26 protein-coding genes are annotated in these 25,168 nt (G+C 64.5%); 18 read left to right on the top strand and 8 right to left on the bottom strand.

Translation table 11 applies throughout. The annotated features are described in order from the left end of the window. Window positions 1-53: 53 nt before the first annotated feature. From BST27_RS19155 to BST27_RS19190, 8 genes are all read left to right on the top strand, one after another. Window positions 54-1,307, top strand: coding sequence for a cytochrome P450 (locus BST27_RS19155; RefSeq protein WP_069421617.1), 1,254 nt, complete (start codon window positions 54-56; stop codon window positions 1,305-1,307). Then, a complete protein-coding gene (locus tag BST27_RS19160; RefSeq protein WP_069421616.1) occupies window positions 1,307-2,377 on the top strand; it encodes an acyl-CoA dehydrogenase family protein in 1,071 nt (356 codons plus the stop codon). The genes BST27_RS19155 and BST27_RS19160 overlap by 1 nt, the downstream gene beginning before the upstream one ends. After that, the gene (gene fadE29, locus BST27_RS19165) at window positions 2,368-3,531 is read left to right on the top strand and encodes an acyl-CoA dehydrogenase FadE29 (RefSeq protein ID WP_069421615.1); all 1,164 of its coding nucleotides are present in this window, start codon (window positions 2,368-2,370) and stop codon (window positions 3,529-3,531) included. The genes BST27_RS19160 and fadE29 overlap by 10 nt, the downstream gene beginning before the upstream one ends. Continuing rightward, window positions 3,528-4,496: a bifunctional MaoC family dehydratase N-terminal/OB-fold nucleic acid binding domain-containing protein gene (locus BST27_RS19170; RefSeq protein ID WP_139805243.1), complete on the top strand. Its 969-nt coding sequence runs from the start codon at window positions 3,528-3,530 to the stop codon at window positions 4,494-4,496. Before fadE29 ends, BST27_RS19170 begins: the two co-directional genes overlap by 4 nt. Then, entirely contained in the window at window positions 4,493-4,894 is a 402-nt protein-coding gene (locus BST27_RS19175) for a MaoC family dehydratase (RefSeq protein WP_069421634.1), read from the top strand. The genes BST27_RS19170 and BST27_RS19175 overlap by 4 nt, the downstream gene beginning before the upstream one ends. After that, complete coding sequence (locus BST27_RS19180) at window positions 4,894-6,063, top strand: lipid-transfer protein (protein WP_069421614.1); 1,170 nt, start codon at window positions 4,894-4,896, stop codon at window positions 6,061-6,063. Before BST27_RS19175 ends, BST27_RS19180 begins: the two co-directional genes overlap by 1 nt. Window positions 6,064-6,205: 142 nt before the next feature. Then, entirely contained in the window at window positions 6,206-7,051 is an 846-nt protein-coding gene (locus tag BST27_RS19185; RefSeq protein ID WP_069421613.1) for a hypothetical protein, read from the top strand. A gap of 1 nt (window position 7,052) precedes the next feature. Continuing rightward, window positions 7,053-7,346, top strand: coding sequence for a hypothetical protein (locus BST27_RS19190; protein WP_069421612.1), 294 nt, complete (start codon window positions 7,053-7,055; stop codon window positions 7,344-7,346). Here BST27_RS19190 and BST27_RS19195 read toward each other — a convergent pair. Both BST27_RS19195 and kstD read right to left on the bottom strand, forming a co-directional pair. Continuing rightward, the gene (locus BST27_RS19195) at window positions 7,326-8,192 is read right to left on the bottom strand and encodes a MaoC family dehydratase (protein ID WP_069421611.1); all 867 of its coding nucleotides are present in this window, start codon (window positions 8,190-8,192) and stop codon (window positions 7,326-7,328) included. The two genes, BST27_RS19190 and BST27_RS19195, sit on opposite strands and share 21 nt — an antisense overlap. Before the next feature lies 1 nt (window position 8,193). Beyond that, window positions 8,194-9,885 carry a 3-oxosteroid 1-dehydrogenase gene (gene kstD / locus BST27_RS19200; protein ID WP_069421632.1) on the bottom strand — a complete coding sequence of 564 codons (1,692 nt, stop codon included), beginning with the start codon at window positions 9,883-9,885 and terminating at the stop codon, window positions 8,194-8,196. A gap of 72 nt (window positions 9,886-9,957) precedes the next feature. Here kstD and BST27_RS19205 point away from each other — a divergent pair, with 72 nt between their 5' ends. From BST27_RS19205 to BST27_RS19235, 7 genes are all read left to right on the top strand, one after another. Further along, window positions 9,958-10,743, top strand: a complete 786-nt coding sequence (locus BST27_RS19205; RefSeq protein ID WP_069421610.1) for a 2-keto-4-pentenoate hydratase — start codon at window positions 9,958-9,960, stop codon at window positions 10,741-10,743. A gap of 24 nt (window positions 10,744-10,767) precedes the next feature. Further along, on the top strand, window positions 10,768-11,682 hold the full coding sequence (locus BST27_RS19210; protein ID WP_069421609.1) for an acetaldehyde dehydrogenase (acetylating): 915 nt from the start codon (window positions 10,768-10,770) through the stop codon (window positions 11,680-11,682). Next, the gene (gene dmpG, locus BST27_RS19215; protein WP_069421608.1) at window positions 11,679-12,734 is read left to right on the top strand and encodes a 4-hydroxy-2-oxovalerate aldolase; all 1,056 of its coding nucleotides are present in this window, start codon (window positions 11,679-11,681) and stop codon (window positions 12,732-12,734) included. The genes BST27_RS19210 and dmpG overlap by 4 nt, the downstream gene beginning before the upstream one ends. A 620-nt stretch (window positions 12,735-13,354) precedes the next feature. After that, complete coding sequence (locus BST27_RS19220; protein ID WP_069421607.1) at window positions 13,355-13,621, top strand: hypothetical protein; 267 nt, start codon at window positions 13,355-13,357, stop codon at window positions 13,619-13,621. 98 nt (window positions 13,622-13,719) lie between these two features. Further along, on the top strand, window positions 13,720-14,859 hold the full coding sequence (locus BST27_RS19225; protein WP_069421606.1) for a hypothetical protein: 1,140 nt from the start codon (window positions 13,720-13,722) through the stop codon (window positions 14,857-14,859). After that, window positions 14,856-15,638: an SDR family oxidoreductase gene (locus BST27_RS19230; RefSeq protein ID WP_069421605.1), complete on the top strand. Its 783-nt coding sequence runs from the start codon at window positions 14,856-14,858 to the stop codon at window positions 15,636-15,638. Before BST27_RS19225 ends, BST27_RS19230 begins: the two co-directional genes overlap by 4 nt. Next, window positions 15,638-16,792: a sulfotransferase family protein gene (locus BST27_RS19235; RefSeq protein WP_069421604.1), complete on the top strand. Its 1,155-nt coding sequence runs from the start codon at window positions 15,638-15,640 to the stop codon at window positions 16,790-16,792. Before BST27_RS19230 ends, BST27_RS19235 begins: the two co-directional genes overlap by 1 nt. Here BST27_RS19235 and BST27_RS19240 read toward each other — a convergent pair whose 3' ends face one another. After that, the gene (locus tag BST27_RS19240) at window positions 16,793-17,242 is read right to left on the bottom strand and encodes a hypothetical protein (RefSeq protein ID WP_069421603.1); all 450 of its coding nucleotides are present in this window, start codon (window positions 17,240-17,242) and stop codon (window positions 16,793-16,795) included. A gap of 11 nt (window positions 17,243-17,253) precedes the next feature. Further along, window positions 17,254-18,420 carry a 3-ketosteroid-9-alpha-monooxygenase, oxygenase component gene (locus BST27_RS19245; protein WP_069421602.1) on the bottom strand — a complete coding sequence of 389 codons (1,167 nt, stop codon included), beginning with the start codon at window positions 18,418-18,420 and terminating at the stop codon, window positions 17,254-17,256. A gap of 125 nt (window positions 18,421-18,545) precedes the next feature. Here BST27_RS19245 and BST27_RS19250 point away from each other — a divergent pair, with 125 nt between their 5' ends. Beyond that, complete coding sequence (locus tag BST27_RS19250) at window positions 18,546-19,070, top strand: gamma carbonic anhydrase family protein (protein WP_069421601.1); 525 nt, start codon at window positions 18,546-18,548, stop codon at window positions 19,068-19,070. A 205-nt stretch (window positions 19,071-19,275) separates the two neighbouring features. On the opposite strand, the gene BST27_RS19255 is transcribed toward BST27_RS19250, so the two are convergent. Genes BST27_RS19255 through BST27_RS19270 form a run of 4 tightly spaced genes read right to left on the bottom strand, consistent with a single transcriptional unit; the run spans window position 19,276 to window position 23,419 of the window. Further along, window positions 19,276-20,154 carry a TIGR03619 family F420-dependent LLM class oxidoreductase gene (locus tag BST27_RS19255; RefSeq protein WP_069421600.1) on the bottom strand — a complete coding sequence of 293 codons (879 nt, stop codon included), beginning with the start codon at window positions 20,152-20,154 and terminating at the stop codon, window positions 19,276-19,278. A 5-nt stretch (window positions 20,155-20,159) separates the two neighbouring features. Continuing rightward, window positions 20,160-21,338, bottom strand: a complete 1,179-nt coding sequence (locus tag BST27_RS19260) for a thiolase domain-containing protein (protein ID WP_069421599.1) — start codon at window positions 21,336-21,338, stop codon at window positions 20,160-20,162. Continuing rightward, window positions 21,338-22,399, bottom strand: coding sequence for a thiolase domain-containing protein (locus BST27_RS19265; protein ID WP_069421598.1), 1,062 nt, complete (start codon window positions 22,397-22,399; stop codon window positions 21,338-21,340). Before BST27_RS19265 ends, BST27_RS19260 begins: the two co-directional genes overlap by 1 nt. A 15-nt stretch (window positions 22,400-22,414) precedes the next feature. After that, complete coding sequence (locus BST27_RS19270; protein WP_069421597.1) at window positions 22,415-23,419, bottom strand: Zn-ribbon domain-containing OB-fold protein; 1,005 nt, start codon at window positions 23,417-23,419, stop codon at window positions 22,415-22,417. A 124-nt stretch (window positions 23,420-23,543) separates the two neighbouring features. Between BST27_RS19270 and BST27_RS19275 the strand changes: the two genes are divergently transcribed. Together BST27_RS19275 and BST27_RS19280 are read left to right on the top strand one after the other, a co-directional pair. Beyond that, window positions 23,544-24,575, top strand: a complete 1,032-nt coding sequence (locus BST27_RS19275) for an LLM class F420-dependent oxidoreductase (protein ID WP_069421596.1) — start codon at window positions 23,544-23,546, stop codon at window positions 24,573-24,575. A 55-nt stretch (window positions 24,576-24,630) separates the two neighbouring features. Beyond that, window positions 24,631-25,168, top strand: a 538-nt coding sequence (locus BST27_RS19280; RefSeq protein WP_083148592.1) for an acetoacetate decarboxylase family protein, incomplete at its 3' end; no start/stop codon positions are given.

Below are 25,168 nucleotides of genomic sequence, written 5' to 3' on the forward strand. Positions count from 1 at the left end.
TACAACCCGAGTTGTAGCCGTCGGTCAGCGAAGACTGTAGAAGGAGAACTGCCGTGCCCAGCCCCAATCTTCCCCCCGGGTTCGATTTCACCGACCCCGACATCTATGTAAGCCGGGTGCCGGTCGAAGAGTTTGCGGAGTTGCGGGCGAAGGCCCCGGTCTGGTGGACCGAGCAGGCTCCTGGCAATGGCGGCGGCTTCCACGACGGCGGGTACTGGGCGGTCACCAAGCTGAACGACGTCAAGGAGGTGTCGCGGCGCAGCGACATCTTCTCCAGCTACGAAAACGGCGTCATCCCCCGGTTCAACAACGACATCGCGCGCGAGGACATCGAGGTGCAGCGGTTCGTCATGCTGAACATGGACGCGCCGCACCACACCCGGCTGCGCAAGATCATCTCCCGCGGGTTCACTCCGCGTGCCGTCGGGCGGCTCAAGGATGAACTGAACGCGCGCGCGCAGAAGATCGCCCAGGCGGCGGCCGCCGCGGGTTCCGGTGACTTCGTCGAGCAGGTGGCCTGTGAGCTGCCGCTGCAGGCAATCGCCGATCTGCTCGGAGTGCCCCAGGAGGACCGCGGCAAGATCTTCGACTGGTCCAACGAAATGACCGGTACCGAAGACCCCGAATTCGCCCACGTCGACCCGAAGATGTCGTCGGCGCAGCTGATCGGCTACGCGATGCAGATGGCCGAGGAGAGGGGCAGGAACCCGGGCGAAGACATCGTCACCCAGCTGATCCAAGCCGACATCGACGGCGAGAAGCTCTCCGACGACGAGTTCGGCTTCTTCGTCGTGATGCTCGCGGTGGCCGGCAACGAGACCACCCGGAACTCCATCACGCACGGCATGATCGCGTTCTCGGAGAACCCCGACCAGTGGGAGCTGTACAAGAGGGAGCGCCCGGAGACCGCGGCCGACGAGATCGTTCGCTGGGCCACCCCGGTGACCGTCTTCCAGCGCACCGCACTGGAGGACTACGAGCTGAACGGGGCGAAGATCAAGAAGGGCGACCGGGTGCTGATGTTCTACCGGTCGGCCAACTTCGACGAAGAGGTCTTCGAGGACCCGTACAAGTTCAACATCCTGCGTAACCCCAACCCGCACGTCGGCTTTGGCGGGACGGGTGCGCACTACTGCATCGGCGCCAACCTGGCGCGCATGACGATCAACCTGATCTTCAACGCGATCGCGGACAACATGCCCGACCTGAAGCCGATCGGGACGCCCGAACGGTTGCGGTCGGGGTGGCTCAACGGCATCAAGCACTGGCAGGTCGACTACACCGGTAAGTGCCCGGTGGATCACTGATGGATTTCGATCTCAGCGCGGAACAGCAGGCCGTCGCCGACGTCGTCACGTCCGTCCTCGATCGTGAGATCTCTTGGGAGGCAATCGTTCAGGGTGGCGTGACGGCGCTGGCGGTGCCGGAGCGTCTCGGTGGTGACGGATTGGGCCTGGCCGAGGTTGCGACGGCCCTGACCGAGGTGGGTCGCCACGGCGCCGTCACACCGGCATTGGCCACCCTGGGTTTCGGATTGGTGCCGTTGCTGGACGCGGCTTCCGACGAACAGCAGGACCGTTTCCTGTCCGGCGTTTCCAAGGGTGCGGTGCTGACGGCGGCGCTCAACGAACCCGGCGCGGCGTTGCCGGACCGGCCGTCGGTGGCCTTTTCGGACGGTCGGCTGTCGGGCACCAAAGTAGGTGTCGCATATGCGGAGTCGGCGGATTGGATCGTGGTGACCGCCGATAGCGCGGTGGTCGTGGTGTCGCCGAAGGCCGATGGTGTGCGCTTGGTTCGCACACCGACGTCCAATGGGTCCGACGAGTACACGGTGACTTTCGAGAATGTCGCGGTCGCCGACTCGGATGTGTTGGCCGGGTTGTCGGCCGCGCGGGTAAACCAATTGGCATTGGCGGCGATTGGCGCCTACGCCGACGGGTTGGTGGCGGGTGCGCTGCGGCTGACCGCCGATTATGTGGCCAACCGCAAGCAGTTCGGCAAGCCGTTGTCGACGTTCCAGACGGTGGCGGCGCAACTCGCTGAGGTCTACATCGCCTCGCGCACCATCGATTTGGTGTCCAAGGCCGTGGTATGGAAGCTGGCCGAGGGGCTGGATGCTCACGCAGATCTGGATGTCCTCGGATATTGGTTGGCGTCGCAGGCGCCGCCGGTCATGCAGATCTGCCACCACCTGCACGGTGGCATGGGCATGGATGTCACGTACCCGATGCACCGCTATTACTCCACGATCAAGGACCTGACCCGGTTGCTGGGTGGGGCCTCTCATCGACTCGATCTCGTGGGGATCGCAAGCGCGGCGCAGCCGGGCGCAGCGGGTCGCCACGCACACAGCCCAGTGGGAGCGCAATGTACATAGACCTCACTCCCGAGCAACGGAAGTTGCAGTTGGAGCTACGGGAATACTTCTCCAATCTGATTTCGTCCGACGAGGCGAAAGCGATGGAGCAGGACCGTCACAACGAGGCCTACCGCGCGGTGATCCGCCGGATGGGCAAGGACGGCAAGCTTGGCGTGGGATGGCCAAAGGAGTTCGGCGGCTTGGGCTATGGGCCGATCGAGCAGTCCATCTTCGTCAACGAGGCGCATCGCGCCGATGTGCCGCTGCCCGCGGTGACGCTGCAGACGGTCGGTCCCACGCTGCAGCAGTTCGGCAGCGAGATGCAGAAGAAGAAGTTCCTGCCGGCAATCTTGGCCGGTGAGGTGCACTTCGCGATCGGGTACACCGAACCGGACGCGGGCACCGACCTGGCGTCGCTGCGGACGACGGCGGTGCGTCAGGGGGACGAGTACATCGTCAACGGCCAGAAGATCTTCACCACCGGCGCACACGACGCCGACTACATTTGGCTGGCCTGCCGCACCGACCCGGAAGCCGCTAAGCACAAAGGCATTTCGATCCTGATCGTCGACACCAAGGACCCGGGCTACTCCTGGACGCCGATCATCTTGTCCGACGGCGCGCACCACACCAATGCCACGTACTACAACGACGTGCGGGTGCCGGTCGACATGCTGGTCGGTGAAGAGAACGGTGGATGGCGCTTGATCACCACTCAGCTCAACAACGAGCGGGTGATGCTCGGTCCGGCCGGCCGCACCGCCGGCATCTACGACCGGCTGCACGACTGGGCGTCCACGCCCGGCAGTGACGGCGTCAGACCGATCGATCATCAGGACGTCAAGCGGGCGCTCGGCGAGATCTATTCGCTGTGGCGGATCAACGAATTGCTCAACTGGCAGGTCGCCGCGGCTGGCGAGGACATCAACGTGGCCGATGCCGCGTCGACGAAAGTCTTTGGCACCGAGCGTATTCAGTACATCGGGCGCCTCGCGGAGGAGATCGTCGGTAGGTATGGGAACCCGGCCGATCCGAAGACCGCCGAGTTGTTGAGTTGGTTGGACGTACAGACCAAGCGCAACCTGGTGATCACCTTCGGCGGCGGCGTCAACGAAGTCATGCGAGAGATGATCGCCGCCGCCGGCCTCAGGGTGCCGAGGGTGCCGCGATGACCGAAATCAGCGATATCCAGGAGACGGCCGCCCAGATCAAGGCCAGAGGTCGCAGCAAGCCGCGGCTTGCGCGGGATCCGGTGAACCAGCCGATGATCAACAACTGGGTGGAAGCCCTCGGCGACAACAACCCCATCTATGTGGATGAAGCCGCGGCCCGTGCCGTGGGGCATCCTGGCGTTGTCGCTCCGCCGGCGATGATCCAGGTATGGACGATGACGGGACTACACGGTTCTCGTGCGGACGACGATCCGTTGCCGCCGATCGTCCAAATGTTTGACGATGCCGGGTATATCGGGGTGGTGGCCACCAACTGCGAGCAGACGTATCACCGCTACTTGAGGCCCGGCGAGCAAGTCACCATCAGCGCGGAACTCGGCGATGTCGTCGGCCCCAAGCAAACCGCCCTCGGTGAAGGCTGGTTCATCAACCAGCACATCGTGTGGCAGGTGGGTGACGAGGACGTAGCCGAGATGAACTGGCGCATCCTCAAATTCAGGCCCGCCGAGTCTTCTTCGGCTGCTCCGGCTTCGACCGTGCCGGATGACTTGGACGCCGACGCAATGATGCGTCCCTCGTCGTCGAAGGACACCGCCTTCTTCTGGGAGGGGGTGAAGGCGCACGAGCTGCGGATCCAGAAGCTGGCCGACGGAAGTTTGCGCCACCCGCCGGTGCCGGCGGTGTGGCAGGACCCCGCGGCGCCCATCGACTACGTGGTGTCCAGCGGTCGAGGCACGGTGTTCAGCTTCGTCGTACACCACGCGCCGAAAGTGCCTGGCCGCACGTTGCCGTTCGTCATCGCGCTGGTCGAGCTCGAGGAGGGCGTGCGCATGCTGGGTGAGTTGCGCGGTGTCGACCCTGGGACGGTGGAGATCGGAATGGCCGTTCGCGCAACGTATATCGACTTTCCGGCTGGCGATAGCGGGCCGGAGTGGACTCTCTATGCGTGGGAGCCGGAGGCATGAGCGCGCCTGTTGTAGAAGTGGGTACCAAGCTGCCCGAGCTGAAGCTGGAAGGGACCCCGACCTTCATCATCTCGACAGCCCTGGCTACCAGAGACTTTCAGGATGCGCACCACGATCGCGATCTGGCGCAGGCCAAAGGGTCGAAGGACATCTTCGTCAACATCCTCACCGACACCGGGTTGGTGCAGCGCTACATCACAGACTGGGCCGGGCCGTCGGCGCTGATCAAGTCGATCGGGTTACGACTCGGTGTGCCTTGGTACGCCTATGACACGGTGACGTTCTCGGGTGAAGTGACCGCGGTGGAGGACGGGTTGATCACGGTGAAGGTGGTGGGCGCCAACAGCCTTGGCAACCATGTCATTGCGACCGCCACGTTGACGATTGGGGATGCGTAGTGTCGTCGGGTTTATCTGGTCGAGCGGCCATCGTCGGCATTGGCGCCACTGACTTTTCGAAGAACTCCGGGCGTTCCGAATTGCGGCTGGCAGCCGAGGCGGTGCTGGATGCGTTGGACGACGCCGGTTTGACCCCGGCAGACGTCGACGGGCTGACCACCTTCACGATGGACACCAACACCGAAATCGCGGTCGCGCGCGCAACGGGAATCGGTGAGCTGAAATTCTTTTCGAAGATCCACTACGGCGGCGGAGCGGCGTGCGCCACTGTGCAGCATGCGGCGATGGCCGTGGCCACCGGTGTCGCCGACGTGGTGGTGGCCTACCGCGCGTTTAACGAGCGCTCCGGCATGCGGTTCGGCCAGGTGCAGACGCGGCTGACGGAGAACGCCGATTCGACCGGCGTGGACAACTCTTTCTCCTACCCGCACGGGCTTTCGACGCCGGCCGCACAGGTCGCGATGATTGCTCGTCGGTACATGCACCTTTCGGGTGCGACCAGCCGGGACTTCGGCGCGGTGTCCGTGGCCGACCGCAAACACGCCGCCAAGAACCCGAAGGCTTACTTCTATGAGAAACCGATAACCATTGAGGACCACCAGAATTCGCGGTGGATCGCCGAGCCGTTGCGGCTGCTGGACTGCTGCCAGGAGACCGACGGTGCGGTGGCAATCGTGGTGACGTCGGTCGAGCGGGCGCGGGATCTCAAGCACCGGCCCGCGGTGATCGAGGGCGCTTCGCAGGGGTCGAGTCCTGACCAGTACACGATGGTGAGCTACTACCGACCGGAGTTGGACGGCTTGCCCGAAATGGGGTTGGTGGGCAAGCAGCTTTGGGCGCAGTCGGGTTTGTCCCCGGCTGATATCCAGACTGCCGTCCTGTATGACCACTTCACGCCGTTCACGCTGATTCAGTTGGAGGAGTTGGGATTCTGCGGTCGCGGTGAGGCGAAGGACTTCATAGCTGACGGTGCGATCGAGATTGGTGGGCGGTTGCCGATCAATACCCATGGTGGACAACTCGGTGAGGCCTACATCCACGGGATGAACGGGATCGCCGAGGGCGTAAGGCAATTGCGGGGGACTTCGGTGAACCAGGTGCCCGACGTCGAGCATGTGTTGGTGACGGCTGGCACTGGCGTGCCCACGTCGGGGTTGATACTGGGCTAACGCGCTGCACCGCGCCAGCTGTGGGCGCCGAGCGTCACGCTGGCGTGGCAGTGGGTGCCGAGCGTCACGCTGGGGCGACGGCTGTGGACAGCTGGCTCACGGTGACGTGACGGGCGGCCTTGCTCCGTGCGACGCTGCCGGCGTGGGGCAGCCATTTATCGGCAGTGAGGCCGTCGCCAGCGGGCAACTGGTCAAGAGTGCACTTCGCACGCAGTATAAAAACCTGCTCCGTGACGTGTATGTGGGCCGGAATATCGAGCTGACGCCCGAGGTACTTGGCGCAGCGGCATGGCTGTGGTCCAGACGGCGGGGCGTCGTTGCGGGTCTGACCGCCAGTGCGATGCACGGCGCGCAGTGGGTCGAATCCAGCGCGCCGTTGGAAATTCTGCACACTAACCGAAACCCGTTGCCAGGAATAAAAGTACACAGTGATCGCATCGAAGACGACGAGATCATTTGGCTAGACGGCATACCGGTGACGACTCTGGCCCGCACCACGCTTGATTTGGGTTGCTGGTATCCAACCGACGACGCAGTGGCAAGGATCGATGCCCTGCTGGCAGCCACCGATTTGAAGCCTGCCGACGTGGTGGCACTCGCTCAGCGCTATCCCGGCCGGCGCGGTATTCGGAATGCGGGGATTGCAATCGATCTTGCTGACGGTGGATCCCAGTCACCAAAAGAGACTTGGCTCCGATTGCTGCTGATTCGCGCTGGCTTCCCGCGTCCGAAAACGCAGATTCCCGTCTGTAACGACTTTGGCGAGCCCTTTGCGTATCTCGACATGGGTTGGGAAGACTTGAAAGTCAGCGCCGAATACGACGGTGAACACCATCGGACCGATAGGCGGCGACACTCCTGGGACATTCGTCGACAGGAAAAGGTCGAAGGTCGGGGCTGGATAAACATCCGAGTTGTCGCGGGGGAGCGGCCGGCAGACATCATCCAGCGTGTTGCGGCCGCCCGTGCCCGTCGAGCGTTGCGCTAGCTTGACGTTGGGCGTCGGCGGTCACGCTGGTGTGACGTTCGGCGGAGGTGATGCGGTCGCCCGGTTGCCCGTGCCCGTCGAGCGTTGCGCTAGCTTGACGTTGGGCATCGGCGGCCACGCTGGCGTGACGCTCGGCGGAGGTGATGCGGTCGCTGGGCCGGGCCGGCTGCCCGTGCTCGTCGAGCGTTGCGCTAGCTTGACGTTGGGCGTCGGCGGCCACGCTGGCGTGACGCTCGGCGGAGGTGATGCGGTCGGCTGGCTCGGCGAAAAGGGACTACGCCGAAACCGGGACTAACTCGACCCCGCTGAGCACCGTCGCGTTATCGCGCGCGGGCGCGATAACGGTGGCCAGAAACCGGCCGTCGTCCTTCCAGATGTTGACCGTGAGCGTCTCGCCGGGGAAGGCCACACCGGCAAACCGTGCACCGTAGGCCGCCACGGCCCCGGCGTCGCCGTCCAGCAGCGTATCCGTGATGGCCTTACACGTCATGCCGTAGGTGCACAGACCATGCAGGATGGGCCTGGGAAAGCCAGCGGCAGCAGCGAACTCGGGATCCGAGTGCAGCGGGTTGCGGTCACCGCAGAGCCGGTACAGCAATGCCTGTTGTGGCAGGATCGGGATCGCCACCTCAAGATCCGGCGCCCGGTCTGGGGCTTCGACGGACCCAGACGGGCCGCGCTCACCACCGAATCCGCCCTCGCCGCGCGCGAATATCGAGCGCTTCTGCTTCCACAGCAGCGTGCCGTCGGGTGCGGTGACCGTCGTCTCGCTCCAGATCACCGCGGCCTTGCCCTTGTCCCAGATGTCAGTGAACCGGGTAACAGAGCTGGCCGAGCCCGAAGGAGGCAGCGGCGCAGGCACTTCCACACGCTCGCTGGCGTGCAGCACCTTGCCCAGCTCGATGTCGATGCCGGGAAACTTGACGACTGGCGGCTTGGTCAGATGGAAGGTGGCTGCGACGTTGCCGAACGTCGGCAGCACCTGTGGCGTGTCGTCGATGAGGTAACGCAGTTCGCGGGGATCCACCGGATCCGCCCCAGCGCCCAGACCCAGGTGATAAAGCTGCACATCGGTGCTGGACCAAGAGAATTCGACCGGATCCAGCTCAGCGGCCAGCGCGACTTCTACATCGATTGGCATGTCAGCCAACACCCTCCTGTTCAGCTAGATGCAGCGCAGCTAAATACCCGAATGTCATCGCCGGCCCGATGGTGCCGCCGGGGCCGGGATAGGTGTGTCCCATCACCGGTGCGCTCACATTGCCTGCAGCGTAAAGGCCTTCGATGATGCTGCCGTCGTCGCGTAGGGCACGCCCGTGCACATCGGTGCGGATGCCGCCCTTGGTCCCCAGGTCGCCCGGCACCAACTTGGCTGCGAAGTAAGGGGGGTGCTTGATTTCGCCGAGGTTGGGGTTGGGCTTGTTGGTGGGGTCGCCGTAGTACTTGTCGTAGGCACTTTCGCCGCGGTGGTAGTCCTCGTCCACACCCGACCTTGCGAAGCTGTTGAAACGCTCGACGGTCGCGGCAAATTCGGTGGCCGGCAGTCCGGCCTTCGCCGCCAACTCCTCGAGCGTGTCGGCCTGAACGATGACGCCGGATTCCAACCACTTGCGCGGAATGCGTTGTCCGGGCTGCAATCCCGCAAAAATGTAGCGGTCTCGGTACTGCTGGTCGAAAACCAGCCAGGCCGGAATGTTCTCGCCCGGCCCAGGTCCTTGGCCGTATTGCCCGCCGTACATGTGGTGACACGCTTCGACGTAGGGCATCGATTCGTTCATGAACCGCTTGCCGGACATGTTGACGATGATCGATCCGGGCGAATTGCGCTCGGACAGCGCGAACCACGGCGCATTCACCAGCGGCACCGTCGGGCCCCACCAGGCGTCTTCCATCAGATCCAAGGCAGCGCCTAGCTTTTCGCCGGCGATGATGCCGTCACCGGTATTGGCCTTGGCGCCGACCGTCCATTCCGTGGTGATGGGTGCGCGTTGGTACTTGATTCGCATCTGCTCGTTGTGCTCGAAGCCCCCGGAGGCGAGGATGACGCCGCGCCGTGCGCGGATCAACCGTGGCTCGGCGGATTCCGCTTCCCGGGTATCGCGCACGTAAATCCCGCGCACCACACCGTCCTCGACATACAGGTCGGTGAGCGCGGTGTTGAGCAGGACCGGAACACCGGCCTTTTGCAACCCGATTCGCAGCGGACCGATAAGGGCTCGGCCCATGCCGACGAGATTCTTGCCGGTCGATTTCGCCCACATCGTGCGGACGCCGACCTTCAGGCTGCGCAGCACACCGCGCGGGTGTCGCTTGAGTTGATTCAGTCGCACGTAATCCTGTTGCATCACGACGACATTGAGCGGCACCTTGCCGTATGGCGGCTCCAGGCCGGCCTCGTCGGGTCCGAGTTTGCGGGCGTTGAACGGCTTGGGCTCGATGGAGCGGCCCTCGGCGCGACCGCCCGGCGCCTCGGGGTAGTAGTCGGAGTAGCGCGGAACCCAACACATTTTCAGCGGCGTGTGCTTGAGCACGAACGAAAGCATCTCGGGGCCACGTTCGAGGTAGGTGTCGATACGTTCCGGTTCGACGATGTCGCCGATGATGCCGTGCAGATAGGTGCGGGCCGCCTCGGGAGTGTCACGCACCCCCGCACGCTTGAGGACTTCGTTGTTGGGAATCCAGACCCCACCGCCTGAACGTGCAGTGGAACCGCCGTAGTGCGGAGCCTTCTCGACGACTACTGTCGAAAGACCTCGGTGCGCGGCGGTAAGGGCGGCTACCATGCCGGCGCCGCCGCTTCCGACCACGACGACGTCGTAGTCCTGTGCTGTCATGTAGAACACGTTATAGAATTGCCCGGGCCAGGCGCTACTTACCCGGTCAAAACGACGAAGGGACTTCGGTAAATGCTGACTGCTGAGACCCGTGAACGCTTGGCAGCCGACTTGGCGCAAGCCGAGCAGAGCCGTGAGCCCATCAGCCAGTTGACGGCCGCGAACCCGGACATCGACGTCGTCGACGCCTACGAAATCCAGCTGATCAACATCCGGCGGCGGGTGGCCGAGGGCGCGCGCGTGGTGGGGCACAAGGTGGGGCTTTCGTCGCCGGTCATGCAGCAGATGATGGGCGTCAACGAGCCGGACTACGGGCATTTGCTCGACGACATGCAGGTCTTTGAAGACGCCCCGGTCAAGACCGGCAAGTACCTTTACCCCCGCGTCGAGGTCGAGGTGGGTTTCATCCTGTCCGCCGACCTGCCGGGCGCCGGATGTACCGAAGAAGACGTACTGGCCGCTACCGAGGCCCTGGTTCCTTCCATCGAGCTCATCGACACCAGGATCAAAGACTGGCAAATCAAGATTTGCGACACCATCGCCGACAACGCGTCGGCGGGCGGTTTCGTGCTGGGCCAGGCACGGGTGAAGCCGGGTGACGTCGACATTCAGGGCATCGACGCGGTCCTGACGCGCAACGGCGAGGAGATTGCCCGAGGCCGCAGTGACGCGGTGTTGGGTAATCCGGCGACCGCCGTGGCCTGGTTGGCGCGCAAGGTGGAGAGTTTCGGGGTCCGGCTCAAGGCCGGCGACGTGGTGTTGCCGGGGTCATGCACCTTCGCTGTGGATGCGAACCCCGGCGACGAGTTCGTCGCCGATTTCACTGGGCTAGGTGCCGTCCGTCTGACGTTCGAATAGCCTTCAAATAAGGGAGTAGTGAAAATGCCGTCGAAGGCGAGTGTGGCCATCGTCGGGTCGGGAAACATCAGCACCGACCTGCTGTACAAGCTGTTGCGGTCCGACTGGCTGGAACCGCGCTGGATGGTGGGCATCGACCCAAACAGCGAAGGCTTGGCGCGGGCCCGCAAGCTGGGCCTGGAGACCAGCCACAAAGGCGTCGACTGGCTGCTCGAGCAGCCGGAGAAACCCGACTTGGTGTTCGAGGCGACCAGCGCCTACGTCCACAAGGAAGCGGCGCCGAAGTACGAGGCCGCCGGGATCCGGGCCATCGACCTGACGCCGGCCGCGGTGGGTCCCGCCGTGATTCCGCCGGCCAACTTGCGCGAGCACCTCGACGCCCCGAACGTCAACATGATCACCTGCGGGGGACAGGCCACCATCCCGATCGTTTACGCGGTGTCGCGGGTGGTGAGCGTTCCCTACGCGGAGATCGTGGCGTCGGTGGCATCAGTCTCGGCGGGGCCGGGAACCAGGGCCAATATCGACGAGTTCACCAAGACCACCTCGCGTGGTGTCGAGACCATCGGCGGGGCGGAGCGGGGCAAGGCGATCATCATCCTGAACCCGGCTGACCCGCCGATGATCATGCGCGACACGATCTTCTGCGCGATTCCGGAGGACGCGGATCGGGACGCAATCGCGAAATCCATTCACGACGTCGTGGCCGAGGTGCAGAGCTACGTGCCCGGCTACCGATTGCTCAACGAGCCCCAGTTCGACGAGCCGTCGTTGAACTCCGGGGGACGGGCCGTGGTCACCACATTCGTCGAGGTCGAAGGCGCCGGCGATTACCTGCCGCCGTACGCGGGCAACCTCGACATCATGACGGCCGCGGCGACGAAGGTCGGCGAAGAGATCGCCAAAGAAACGTTGTCAGTGGCGGGAGGCGCACGATGACTGGCCACATTTTCGAAGGAGCGTGGGACGTTCGGATCACCGACACGTCGCTGCGCGATGGTTCGCACCACAAGCGGCACCAATTCACCAAGGACGAAGTTCGCGCGATCGTGAGCGCCCTGGACGCCGCCGGCGTTCCGGTCATCGAGGTGACTCACGGTGACGGACTCGGCGGCTCGTCGTTCAACTACGGCTTTTCCAAGACGCCCGAGCAGGAACTGATCAAACTGGCTGCGGAGACGGCGAAGGACGCCAAGATCGCGTTCTTGATGCTGCCGGGTGTGGGAACCAAGGAAGACATCAAAGAGGCGCAAGACAACGGTGGTTCGATCTGCCGGATCGCCACCCATTGCACCGAGGCCGACGTCTCCATTCAGCATTTCGGGCTGGCCCGCGATCTGGGACTGGAAACCGTCGGGTTCTTGATGATGGCCCACACGATTCCGCCGGAGAAGCTGGCCGCGCAGGCCCGCATCATGGCCGACGCCGGATGCCAATGTGTCTACGTCGTCGACTCCGCCGGCGCGCTGGTGCTCGACGGGGTGGCCGACCGGGTGTCGGCGCTGGTTGCCGAGTTGGGGTCCGACGCTCAGGTCGGTTTCCACGGGCACGAAAACCTGGGCCTGGGCGTGGCCAACTCGGTGGAGGCCGTGCGTGCCGGAGCAAAGCAGATCGACGGCAGTGTGCGCCGATTCGGCGCGGGCGCTGGTAACGCACCGGTCGAGGCCCTGATCGGGGTGTTCGACAAGATCGGGGTGAAGACCGGTATCGACTTCTTCGACATTGCCGACGCCGCCGAGGACGTGGTGCGTCCAGCGATGCCGGCCGAATGCCTGCTCGACCGCAACGCGCTGATCATGGGGTACTCCGGGGTCTATTCCAGCTTCCTCAAGCACGCCGTTCGCCAGTCCGAGCGGTACGGCGTGCCGGCACACCAATTGCTGCACCGTGCCGGTCAGCGCAAGCTCATCGGCGGGCAGGAAGACCAGCTGATCGACATCGCCTTGGAAATCAAACGCGAGCAGGAGAGCGGAGCCGCGGCTACCCGCTGACACCTGGAGCCCGCTGCGTCCGGCGCAACAATTTCTACGAATTTTGTCAAATGCCAGTGAGATCGTCGCTGGTGTTCTAGCGTGACACGTGGGGATCGGGCTCCGAGGGGGACACAATCCGATGGCGTATTCGGTTATGCCGTTGGGGGTTTGAGTCTTCATCAGAGTTTCGGTGCGGGGGTCAGCACCGCATGGCAAGTCGTGGGGGGCACGTCGGGGTCGGCGGGTCAGGCGTGGGAAGGTGCGGCGGCGGCGGCGTGGGGGGCCGCCGCCGCATCTTTTTGCGCAGGCGTCGGAATGGCGTCGGAATGCGCCCTGTCTCCGGAATGCGCCAAACGTCGAGTGTGGGGCGGATGGCCCTGGATTGGCGTCGGCGGGTGCACAGGCCACACATTCGGTGGGCGGGGTCGCTAAGAGGGCGCACCGAGTGTGTGCCTTATTGCCCGGGAAGTCGGTGGGTCGGGGCGAAAGGCCACACATTCGGTGGGCGGGGTCGCTAAGTGGGCCGAGCGTATCGGCCCCTATGGCGCCCAATTAGCGCCACTGCCGCGTCGCCTTTCTCCCGCGTAGCCTCGATATGGCGGGCTGGTGTGGGCCAACCGTAGAGAAGGAGCAATCAGATGACCGTCATCAAGGGCGTGCTAGCCGGTGGGCTGCTGAGCGTCGTCGCCTCGGCATTGATTGCGGTACCGGTCGCCAACGCGTGCGAAACAACCGTGGGCCAAACGGCGTCCGAACAGATCCAGAACTACTTGGACCGGCATCCCGACGTGAAGGCCACGCTTCAGGACCAGGCTGGGTCGGGCACCGATTTGATCGACTATCTCAACCGCCACCCGCACCAGCGCCAGCTCCTGATCACGCTGGCCAACGAATGCACCTCCTAGTAAGACTGGTGAGGATGCTTCGTCCTTAGCCGGTGCTGGCGACACGCGAGAATGTTCGCGGTTGACTCAAAATAGAAACACGTTCTAGCGTCGAGTGCGTGGCCGCCAGTTCTGTCTCAGACCCGTTCACCGCAGCGATCGCCGAAGCAGAGAGATTGGTGGCCGCCGCGCCGTTCATCGAAACCGAAGCCGATCTGCTCGAGGGTCTGCAATACCTGGCCGGCTGCATCGCGGCCTGTACCCATCTGGCCTTCGACTACGACCGTGACCACCCGTTCCTGCAGTCGGGCACCGGGCCATTTACCAAGATGGGTTTGGACAACCCTGACACCCTCTACTTCGGCACCCGGGTGCACGCCGACCACGACTACGTCGTCAGCGGCCGCCGCGGCACAACGACCGACCTGAGCTTCCAGCTGCTCGGCGGTGAGTACACCGACGACAATGTGCCCGTCAGCCAAGCCGCCTTCGACGACCGGGAACTCGAGATCGCGCCCGACGGCACCTTTGAGTGGCGGGTCCGGCCGACCAGCAACGGGCAATTGGTCATTCGCGAGGTGTATGGCGACTGGTCTGCGCAACGTGGCACGCTGGCCATCGCCAGGCTGGACACCGCGGGCACCGCGCCGCCGCCGTTGACCCGCCAGACCATCGAAAAGCGTTACGCCACAGCGGGAAAGCAGCTGATCCAGCGGGTCAAAACGTGGCTGCAGTTCCCCCAGTGGTTCTACCTCGACCTGCCGGTCAACACCATGGTCCCGCCGCGGCTGACTCCGGGCGGCCTGGCCACCCAGTATTCGTCGGTGGGGCATTTCGAATTGCAGCCGGATCAGGCGCTGGTGATTACCATCCCGGTGAGTGACGCGCCGTACCTTGGCTTCCAGCTGGGCAGCCTGTGGTACATCTCGCTGGACTACATCAACCACCAGACGTCGCTGAACAACACTCAGGCGCAGGCAGATCCGGACGGCAAGGTGCGCATTGTGGTCAGTGATCAGAATCCCGGCGTCACAAACTGGGTGGAGACGCTGGGTCATCGGCGCGGCTTCCTGCAGTTCCGCTGGCAACGCGTATCCCGGCAACTCACTGACGCAGACGGACCTACCGTCGAACTGGTGGACGTCGACGCCGTACCCGCAGCGCTGCCGTTCTTCGAGCACAACAAGATTTCCGAGGACGATTGGCGTGCGCGAATCGCTCTGCGGCAGCAACAAATTCAGGCGAGGATGCTGGGATGACCAATCTGCTGGACGGCAAGGTAGTAGTGATCAGTGGGGTCGGTCCCGGTCTGGGCACGACCCTGGCACGCCGATGCGCGAACGAGGGCGCGGACCTGGTGCTCGCCGCCCGAAGTGCGGACCGGCTGGATGACGTTGCCAAGCAGATCATCGACCTGGGCCGCAAGGCTGTTGCGGTGCCCACCGACATCACCGACGACAACCAGGTCAGCAACCTCGTCGACGCCACCCTGGAGGCCTTCGGCAAGGTGGATGTGCTGGTGAACAATGCGTTTCGGGTGCCATCGATGAAACCGTTGGCCGGCACCAGCTTTCAGCACATCCGGGACGCGATCGAACTCAGCGCGCTAGGGGCGCTGCGGCTCATTCAGGGCTTCACGCCGGCGCTGGCCGAATCGAAGGGCTCGGTGGTCAACGTCAACTCGATGGTGATCCGCCATTCGCAGCCCAAGTACGGGGCGTACAAGATGGCCAAGTCCGCCTTGTTGTCCATGTCCCAGTCGCTGGCCAGCGAGCTCGGCGACCGCGGAATTCGGGTCAATTCCGTTGCGCCCGGCTATATCTGGGGGGACACGCTGCAGAGTTACTTCAACCACCAGGCGGGCAAGTACGGCACCACCGCTGAGCAGATCTATCAGGCGACGGCGGCGAACTCCGACCTCAAGCGGCTGCCCACCGAGGACGAGGTGGCGTCGGCAATCTTGTTCATGGCAAGCGATTTGTCCAGCGGCATCACGGGCCAGACGCTGGACGTCAACTGTGGGGAGTATCACAACTGATGGCAGATGTAGCCGGCCGGACCGACATTGGCACCGTCGAGGACCTGCACGCGTCGGCCACCAAACTGACCGGGCTGGACGACTTCGGCTCCGACGACGACAACTACCGCGAAGCGCTGGGGGTGCTGCTCGACTCCTACCGGCGCGAGGCGGGCCTGACGGTGTTGGGCAGCAAGATGAATCGGTTCTTCCTGCGGGGTGCCCTGGTGGCCCGCTTGCTGTCCGAAGCGGCGTGGAAGCAATACCCGGAATATGCGGACATCGCCATCGAGCGGCCGATCTTCGTTACCGGCTTGCCGCGCACCGGGACCACCGCGTTACACCGGCTGCTGGGCGCCGACCCCGCGCACCAGGGCCTGCACCTGTGGCTGGCCGAGTTTCCGCAGCCGCGACCGCCCCGCGACACCTGGGACTCAAATCCCTGGTATAGCCAACTAAACGAGCAATTCAACCGCCACCACGCAGAGAACCCGGACTACACCGGGCTGCACTTCATGGCCGCCTATGAGTTGGAGGAGTGCTGGCAGCTGCTGCGGCAGTCGCTGCATTCGGTGTCCTACGAGACGCTCGCGCACATACCCAGTTACGCCCAATGGTTGTCGCGGCAGGACTGGACTCCGTCTTATCAGCGGCACCGCCGCAATCTGCAGCTGATCGGGCTGAACGACGCCGACAAGCGTTGGGTGCTAAAGAATCCGAGCCACCTGTTTGCGCTGGACGCATTGCTGGCGACCTATCCCGACGCACTCGTGATTCAGACTCACCGGCCGGTGGAGACGATCATGGCGTCGATGTGCTCGTTGGCGCAGCACACCGCACTGGAATGGTCGACGACGTTCCAGGGCGCCCAAATCGGGGCTGACCAAATGGAAACCTGGTCGCGCGGGCTGGAACGCTTCAACGCCGTGCGGGCCAAGAGCAACCCGGCGCAGTTCTACGACGTCGACTATCAGGACCTGATCGCCGACCCGTTGGGCACGGTGGCCGAGGTGTATCGGTACTTCGGCCTGACGCTGACCGACGAGGCGCGAAAAGCGATGGAAGACAGCCACGCCGAAAGCCAGACCGGTCCGCGCGCACCCAAGCACAAGTACTCGCTGGCCGACTACGGGCTCACCGCCGAAGAGGTGAAGGAGCGGTTCGCCGGTCTGTGATCAGTCGGGTCCCGGGTAGTCGAGGTAACCTTCGGCCACCGCGTGTTCGATGCTGTCCGACAGGCGCGGGCAGGCCTTGATGCGCGCCGGATCCCCGCCCGCGGCGCGGATCTCGGCGAAATGGGCGCAGCGTTGCGACGAGTCGGTATTCCATTGCACCGCAGTGTGACCCGGCCCTAGCCGCCTCACGTTGACGGTCACGTGGCAGAACCGGCAGTCCACCGGCTTCAGACCTGAGGTCAGGTAGCGTTCGCGGTCGGCACGGCTGGCCTCGGCGACAGCCGCGGCGCGTTGCGGATCGTTGCTGAAATCCCTTGACTTCGCCCAGGATCTGGAACCGCCGGTGCTCGGGGTCCGGTCGTGATCATGATCGTGATGATCCCCGTGCAGCGCCAACATCGACCGGGCTAGCCGGTCGACGTCGGGGACAGTCGGCCGATCGTCAGACATGCTGATCGGCGTTACTGCGCGGGCACTTCGTCCGAGACCGACTGTTGCGCATCCCTTGCCTTCAGATTCTCGGCGACCTCTTTGTTCCAGAACTCGTTGGCCCGGGTGGTGTCCACCTCAATCTCGAAGCGCTCTACCATTTCCGGCTGGATGTCGGCTACGTCGACATAGAACTGCTGATACCAGCGACGCAGCTGATAAACGGCGCCGTCTTCCTCGACCAACAGGGGATTCTCGATCCGGGTCTTGTGCTTCCAGATCTCGACGTCTTGCAGGAAGCCCTTGCTGACCCCGTCGGTGAAGACGCGGGAGAGCTTGTCGGTCATCTCCTCGCTCATGCCCTTCGGCTTTTCGACGATGACGCCCCACTGCAGCACGAAGGAGTTTTGCGTGACCGGGTAGTGGCAGTTGATCAGGATCGACTCGGCCTTGTAGTCGCCGTACTTGTTGTGCAGCCAGTTGATCATGAACGACGGGCCGAAGTAGGACGCCTCGGAGTCCAGGTGCGCCTCACCGTAGGAGGTGCCCAAGTCGTCGACGTCCGGCCGGCCCACGTTGTGCAGGTACTGGGACGCGATGTGCCCCTCGAAGACGTTCTTGAAGTACGTCGGCAACCCGAAATGGATGTAGAAGAAGTGCGCCATGTCGGTGACGTTGTCGATGATGTCGCGGCAGTTGGACCCCTCGATGAGGATGCTGTTCCACCGCCAATCGGTCCACTCGTCGGAGTGGGCCTCGGGAATGTCGGGGATCCGCACTTTGGGGTCCGGGGGATTGCCCTCGTGGTCATGCCAGACGAACAACAGCCCGCCGCGCACGTCGGTCGTCCACGACCGAGTGCGTGCGGTCTTGGGTGTGCGCTTGGCGTACGGCACCAGCTTGCAGCGCCCGTCGCCGCCCCAGCGCCAGTCGTGGAACGGGCAAGCGACCTCGTCGCCCTTGAGGGTGCCTTCGGACAGGTCGCCGCCCATGTGACGGCAGTAAGCGTCGAGGACCTTGAGCTCGCCCTGCGAGTCCGCGAACACCACCAACTTGGTGCCGAACGCGTTTATCGCGTGTGGCTTGCCGTCGCGGAAGTCCTTGGCGACGCCCAGGCAATGCCAGCCTCGGGCATACCTGGTCGGTAAGGCGCCGGGATCGATTTCCCGGACACCGACGCCCTTTGTGTCGGTACTCACCCTGTCTCCTCCAGATCGCGGGGCTACTAACTAGAACACGTTACAGTTTTGCGGCTGGGGAGCGCAACGACCGCGGTCCGGCCAGGTTAACTACCAGCGTATACGCATTGCGGTATATGTAATTGATGCCGCTGTTTTCCTTCGAGGGTCGTTCACCAAAGGTCGATCCCACCGCTTTCGTGGCCCCTACCGCCACGCTGATTGGCGATGTCACCGTCGAGGCAGGTGCGTCGGTTTGGTACAACGCCGTGCTGCGGGGCGACTACGCGCCGGTGGTGGTGCGCGAAGGCGCGAACGTGCAGGACGGCTCGGTGTTGCATGCCCCACCCGGCATCCCGGTCGATATCGGTCCGGGGGCGACGGTGGCGCACCTGTGCGTCATTCACGGGGCGCACGTGGGCCCTGAGGCGTTGATCGCCAACCACGCCACGGTTCTGGACGGCGCGGTGATCGGCGCGCGATGCATGGTCGCAGCGGGCGCGTTGGTGGTGGCCGGCACGCAGATACCTGCCGGCATGCTGGTGGTCGGTGCGCCCGCCAAGGTGAAGGGTCCGATCGAGGGAACCGGCGCGGAGATGTGGGTCAACGTCAACCCACAGGCCTACCGTGACTTGGCTCAACGGCATCTGACCGGGGTGGAGCTGGTCTAGGTTCGGGGGCCGCGCGGCGGCCGGGACGGGCCGCTATGTGCCCGCCTTCCAGCGGCAACTCGGGTACCTGCACTGATGCGCTGAAACCATCCCCGCGTGCGAGCCCCTGGAAACGCCGCTGACGTACGCAGCTGCCGCTGTCGCGCAGAGGTGGGCAGCACGACACCCGCCTTCCCGGCGAGGTCACTGTGGCTGGTGTGACGACTTAGTCTTGCCACCCGGAGTGAATGTAGGTGTCGGCGAAGCGCTGCAACGAGTCCTTCTTCTTGTCTAGCGGCGCGTCGAAGCTCAAGCCGTCGAAGACCCACGGAATGGTGATGTAGTCGGTGACACCAATCTCGGCAAGCTCGCGATGACCGTCCACTCCGAACTTGTCCAAGCAGACGGCCTGGTACTCGAACGGGTCATCCGCACGGCCGTTCTCGGCAAGGAGTGCCTTGAGCTTTCGGATGGTCTCGTCCAGTTGCGCGTGTGTCATCATCGCGCTGGTCCAGCCGTCGCCGACGCGGGCGGCGCGCTTGAGGGCCACGTCGGTGTGTCCGCCGACGTAGAACGGCACCGGTTCGCTGGGGGCAGGGCTCATCTGCAGGCGGTCGAAATCGTAGAACTCGCCGTGGAATTCGACCATGCCGCCGGCCAGCACCAACTTGATCACTTCGATCATCTCGTCGACACGCTTGCCGCGGCGCGCGTAAGGCACCCCGCACCACTCGAATTCTTCTGGTGCCCAACCGATTCCGACACCGAAGCCGAAACGGTTGTTAGTCAGGTTGGCCACCGAGCCGACCTGGCGGGCCAGCAGCAGCGGATTGCGCGAGCCGAGCTTCAGCACGTTGGTGTAGAACCGCAGCTTGGAGGTGACGGCGCCCATCGATCCCGCCAGGATCAGCGGATCGACCCACGGGCTGTTTTCGTCAAACATCCGCTTGCCGTCGGCCGTGTAGGGATAGTCGACGGACTGCTTTTCGAAATAGAAGATCGAGTCAGGCAGCGCGATGGAATCGAACCCGACTTCCTCTGCAATCTTCGCTAATTCGAGCAGCTGGTCGATCGGGCTGAACGCGATGGAAAGCGTGTACTTCATCCGCGTCATGGCTTGTCAGACCCGACCACCCACATGGAGAAGTACTGCGCCCCACCGCCGTAGGCGTGCCCCAGAGCCTTTCGCGCATTCGGGACCTGGTGGTCGCCGGCCTTGCCCATCACCTGAATCGCCGCCTCGGCGAAGCGGATCAGACCCGAGGCGCCGATCGGGTTGGAGGACAACACACCCCCGGAGGGATTGACCGGTAGCCGTCCGCCGATCGCGGTCTCACCCGCCTCGGTCAGCTTCCAGCCCTCGCCCTCGGCGGCAAAGCCGAGGCTCTCCAACCACATCGGCTCGAACCAGGAGAACGGCACGTAGATCTCGGCGGCGTCGATCTCGTCGATCGGGCTGGTGATGCCGGCGGCCTTCCACAGCGCGGCGGCCGCGTCGCGGCTGGCCTGCGGGTTGACCTGGTCACGACCGGCGAACTGCAGCGGCTCGGTTCTCAGCGCGGTGGCGTGAATCCAGGCCACCGGATGTCCTTCGGTCACACGGGAATCGGCGATCTGCTCGTTCCCGATCACCACCGCGCAGGCACCGTCGGACGACGGGCACGTCTCGTCGAAGCGGATGGGGTCCCACAGCATGGGGGAGGACATCACCTTCTCGACGGTGATGTCGGGCTGGTGCAGGTGCGCCAACGGGTTTCGGGCGCCGTTGCGTCGGTCCTTGGTCGCGACTATCGCACCGATGTTGAGAGGGGCGCCGGAGCGACGGATGTAGGACCGGACATGGGGGGCGAAATACCCGCCCGCGCCGGCTCCCACCGGCTTGATGAACGGAATCGGAATCGACAACGCCCACATGGCGTTTGATTCCGACTGCTTCTCCCACGCCACCGCCAGCACCCGACGGTACTTACCGGACTGCACCAGGCTGGCCGCGACCACGGCGGTGGACCCGCCGACCGAACCCGCGGTGTGTACCCGGATCAACGGTTTACCGGTCGCGCCCACGGCGTCGGCCATGAACAGTTCGGGCATCATGACGCCCTCAAAGAAGTCGGGAGCCTTGCCCACGACAATCGCGTCGATGTCGTCGAACGTCGACCCGGAATCGGCCAGCGCCCGGTCGATCGCCTCGCGCACCAGGCCGTTCATCGAAACGTCCTTGCGCTTGGCGACGTACTTGGTCTGTCCGGTGCCCAGCACCGCGGCGAGGTTCGCCCCTGCGCCTGCCATCAGTTCTTCCCTTCCAGGACCGCGACCAGATTCTGTTGCAGTGCCGGCCCGCTCGTGGCGTGTGCGAGCACCCGCCCCGCCGAGCCGTTCCAGATGTGTTGTGCGGCAAACCCGATACGTTCCAACCCGGCGGAGAACATCGGGTTGGCGGCCAGTGCGCCGCCGGAGGGGTTCACCTTGGTCGAGTCGGACAGCCCGATCGCCTCGGCCAGGATCAGATGCTGGTGGGTGAACGGGGCGTGGATCTCGGCGACGTCGATGGCGGCGTCACCGCCGGTGGCCGCCTCGGCCGACGCCGTCGTGGACGGCGACACAGTCAGGTCGCGCGCGCCCAGCACCGGAGTTTCGATGCGATGGTCAAACCCCGTTATCCACGCAGGGTTTTCACGAAGCTCACGGGCACGGTCATCGGCAGCCAGCACGATGGCGGCGGCGCCGTCGGTGATGGGTGCGATGTCATGCCGTCGCAGCGGATCGTTGAAGAACGGTCGGGAGAGCAGTTCGTCGATGTTCTTGGCCGGCTGCACGGAATCGTTGCGCTCCGCCCGGGTGAACGAGTCGAGCGCCACCTGGGCCATCTGCTCGGCCGTCCACTTGCCGGAGTCCAGGCCGATCCGGGCCTGCAGGCCCGCCAGCGACACCGAATCCGGCCACAGCGGCGCGACGGTGTACGGGTCGGTCTGCCGGGACAGGATCTGTCGCAGGTTCCCCGCCGAAGATTTGCCGAAGCCGTACACCAGCGCGGTGTCGACCTCGCCGGTGAGGATCTTGATGTAGGCCTCGAAAAGCGCCCACGCCGCGTCCATTTCGACGTGCGATTCGTTGATCGGCGGCACGGCGCCGATCGAGTCGATCGCGGAGATGAAGGAAAACGCCCGTCCGGCAAGGTAATCGGAGGAGCCCGAGCACCAGAAGCCGATGTCGGACTTGGTGATGCCCAGGTCTTGGTACAGCTGGGCGAAGCACGGCATCAACATCTCGACGCCGTTGGTGGTGCCGTCGGTACGGCGAACGTGCGGGGCGTGGGCGAAGCCGACGACCGCCACATTGCGATCACTCATAGGTAGGTCAGCCCTTTACAGGTGGTGTTTGTAGGTGTCGTAGTCAGCGTCGGGTTCGCCGGTAGGCCGGAAGTATTCGATGTTGTCGATGCCGTATCCCCACTCCTCGCGTGGTTTCCAGACCGCCTCGACCCGCATGCCCATCCGGACCTCGTGTGCGTCGATGTCGGCAACCAGGTGCAGGAACGGGATGTCCGCGCCGTCGAGCAGCACGTAGGCCGCCACGTAGGGCGGTTTGATGCGCTGGCCCTGGAACGGGATGTTGATGATCGCGAACGTCGTCACCGTGCCCTTGTCCGGCAACTCGACGAATTCCGTCGTCGGCACGCCGGTGGCCGGGTCGGCTCCGTGCGGCGGGAAGTAGACCTTAGCTTCCTGGCCGCCATCGCTCCTGGTCCTGGCGCCCAGCAGCTTGCCCTGAGCAATGGCCCGCAGGTACGCGCTCTCCTCGTGCGAGGCGGTGTGCTGGATGGTCAGCGATATCGGCGTGACGATCATCGTCACCGGCTCGCCGTCCGTGGCCGGCGGTTCGACCTTCTCTTCCTCCTCGCCGAGCTTGAAGTAGGCGATGTCGGTGATGGCGCCGACGGTCTCGTCGGCCCAGTGCACGTGCACCCGGGCGCCGGTGCTGATGGCGTCGGGTTCCCCAGCATCCACGGCGTGGATCAGCGGCGTGTCGGCACCGTCCAGCTTGATCAGCGCCCAGGCGAACGGCCTGTCGAGGGGCTGGCCCTCGAGGGGTTCGGGTTGCCACGTCCAGGACACGACGGTCCCGACGCTGGCCACCGGTACCATTTCGCTCAATGGTTCGTAGGTGACCGGGTCGTATTCGGCCGGCGGCACGAGCACCCGCCCGTCCGATCCGCGAACCCCCAACACGCGGCGCTCACGCAGGGCGGTGAAGAACTTGCCCAGGGTGGGACCCACCGAACGGGTGTAGTCGAAGGACAACGTCAAAGGCGCGGAGAGAGGCGGCTCGGAATGATCGATCAAGTTCAGGCCGCTTTCAGTGGCTGTCACGCCTTCGAGTAGAACAGGTTCTAAGAATCGTTTCAACTAGGGATGATCGCAAGCGCGGCGAAGCCGGGCGCGGCGGGTCATCACAATTGAAGTGGGTCCTTTTCCCAGGCATAGGAGGCTGGCAATGAAGCTAGGACTACAGCTCGGATACTGGGGTGCTCAGCCGCCGGAGAATACGGCGGAGTTCGTCGCCGCGGCCGAGGACGCCGGCTTCGACGCCGTCTTCACCGCGGAGGCGTGGGGTTCGGACGCCTACACGCCGCTGGCCTGGTGGGGATCGTCGACCTCGCGCGTCCGATTGGGTACCTCGGTGGTGCAGCTGTCGGCGCGGACGCCGACGGCCTGCGCGATGGCCGCGCTGACGTTGGACCACTTGTCCGGTGGACGGCACATTCTTGGGCTGGGCGTGTCCGGGCCGCAGGTGGTCGAAGGCTGGTACGGCCAGAAGTTCCCCAAGCCGCTGGCCCGCACCCGCGAGTACATCGACATCATCCGTCAGGTGTGGGCCCGAGAAGCGCCGGTCACCAGCGACGGACCGCACTACCCGTTGCCGCTGAAGGGCGAGGGCACAACGGGTTTGGGCAAGCCGTTGAAGCCCATCACCCACCCGCTGCGCGCCGACATCCCGATCATGCTCGGCGCCGAGGGCCCCAAGAACGTGGCGCTGGCCGCCGAGATCTGCGACGGCTGGCTGCCCATCTTCTATTCGCCGCGGATGGCGGACATGTACAACGAGTGGCTCGATGAGGGGTTCGCGCGGCCCGGCGCGCGCCGCACCCGCGAGGACTTCGAGATCTGCGCAACCGCGCAGATCGTCGTCACCGACGACCGCGCGGCCGCATTCACCGCGATCAAGCCATTCCTTGCGCTCTACATGGGCGGCATGGGTGCCGAGGACACCAACTTCCACGCCGACGTCTACCGCCGGATGGGTTACGCGGAAGTGGTCGACGAGGTCACCAGGCTGTTCCGGTCGCAACAGAAGGACAAGGCCGCCGAGGTCATCCCGGACGAACTCGTCGACGACGCCATGATCGTCGGTGACCTGGACTACGTGCGTAAGCAGATCAAGGTCTGGGAAGCCTCCGGTGTCACGATGATGGTGGTGGCGGCTCGGAGCATTGAGCAGGTACGCGACCTCGCAAAACTGGTCTAGCGCGCGTTCCGCGCCCTCCCTTGCCACGGACTAGAACGCGTTCTAGATTGGCCGAATGACGCCCTCGCAACACACCATCGCGGGCACGGTGCTCACTATGCCCGTGCAGATCCGCAAGGCGCAGCAGCACATGGCGATGTTCTCGGTGGACGCCGACGCCGCCCAGCACATGATCGACTACAGCGGCTTGCGGGTCTGCCGGGTCACGCCCGGGCGTGCGATTGTGGTGCTGATGCTGATGCACTACCTCGACGGCGACCTAGGCCAGTACTACGAGTTCGGGACCAGCGTGATGGTCAACCCGCCCGGGGCTCCTCGTGGATCGAAAGCGTCCGGTTTGCGGGCGTTGCGGGAGGCCGGTGCCTTCATTCACCACCTGCCGGTCGACCAGGAGTTCACGTTGGAAGCGGGAACCAAGATCTGGGGTTACCCGAAGGTGCTGGGCGACTTCACCATCCGCGACGGGCGCCAGTTCGGTTTCGACCTGAGCATCGACGGGCAGTTCGTGGTGGGCATGGAATTCCAGCCCGGACTGCCGTTCCGGATAACTCCGCGCACGCAAGCGCAGCGGTCGTACTCGCACCGCGACGGCA

Origin of the sequence: Mycobacterium intermedium (genome assembly GCF_002086275.1) — a bacterium.
Taxonomy (GTDB): Bacteria; Actinomycetota; Actinomycetes; order Mycobacteriales; family Mycobacteriaceae; genus Mycobacterium; species Mycobacterium intermedium.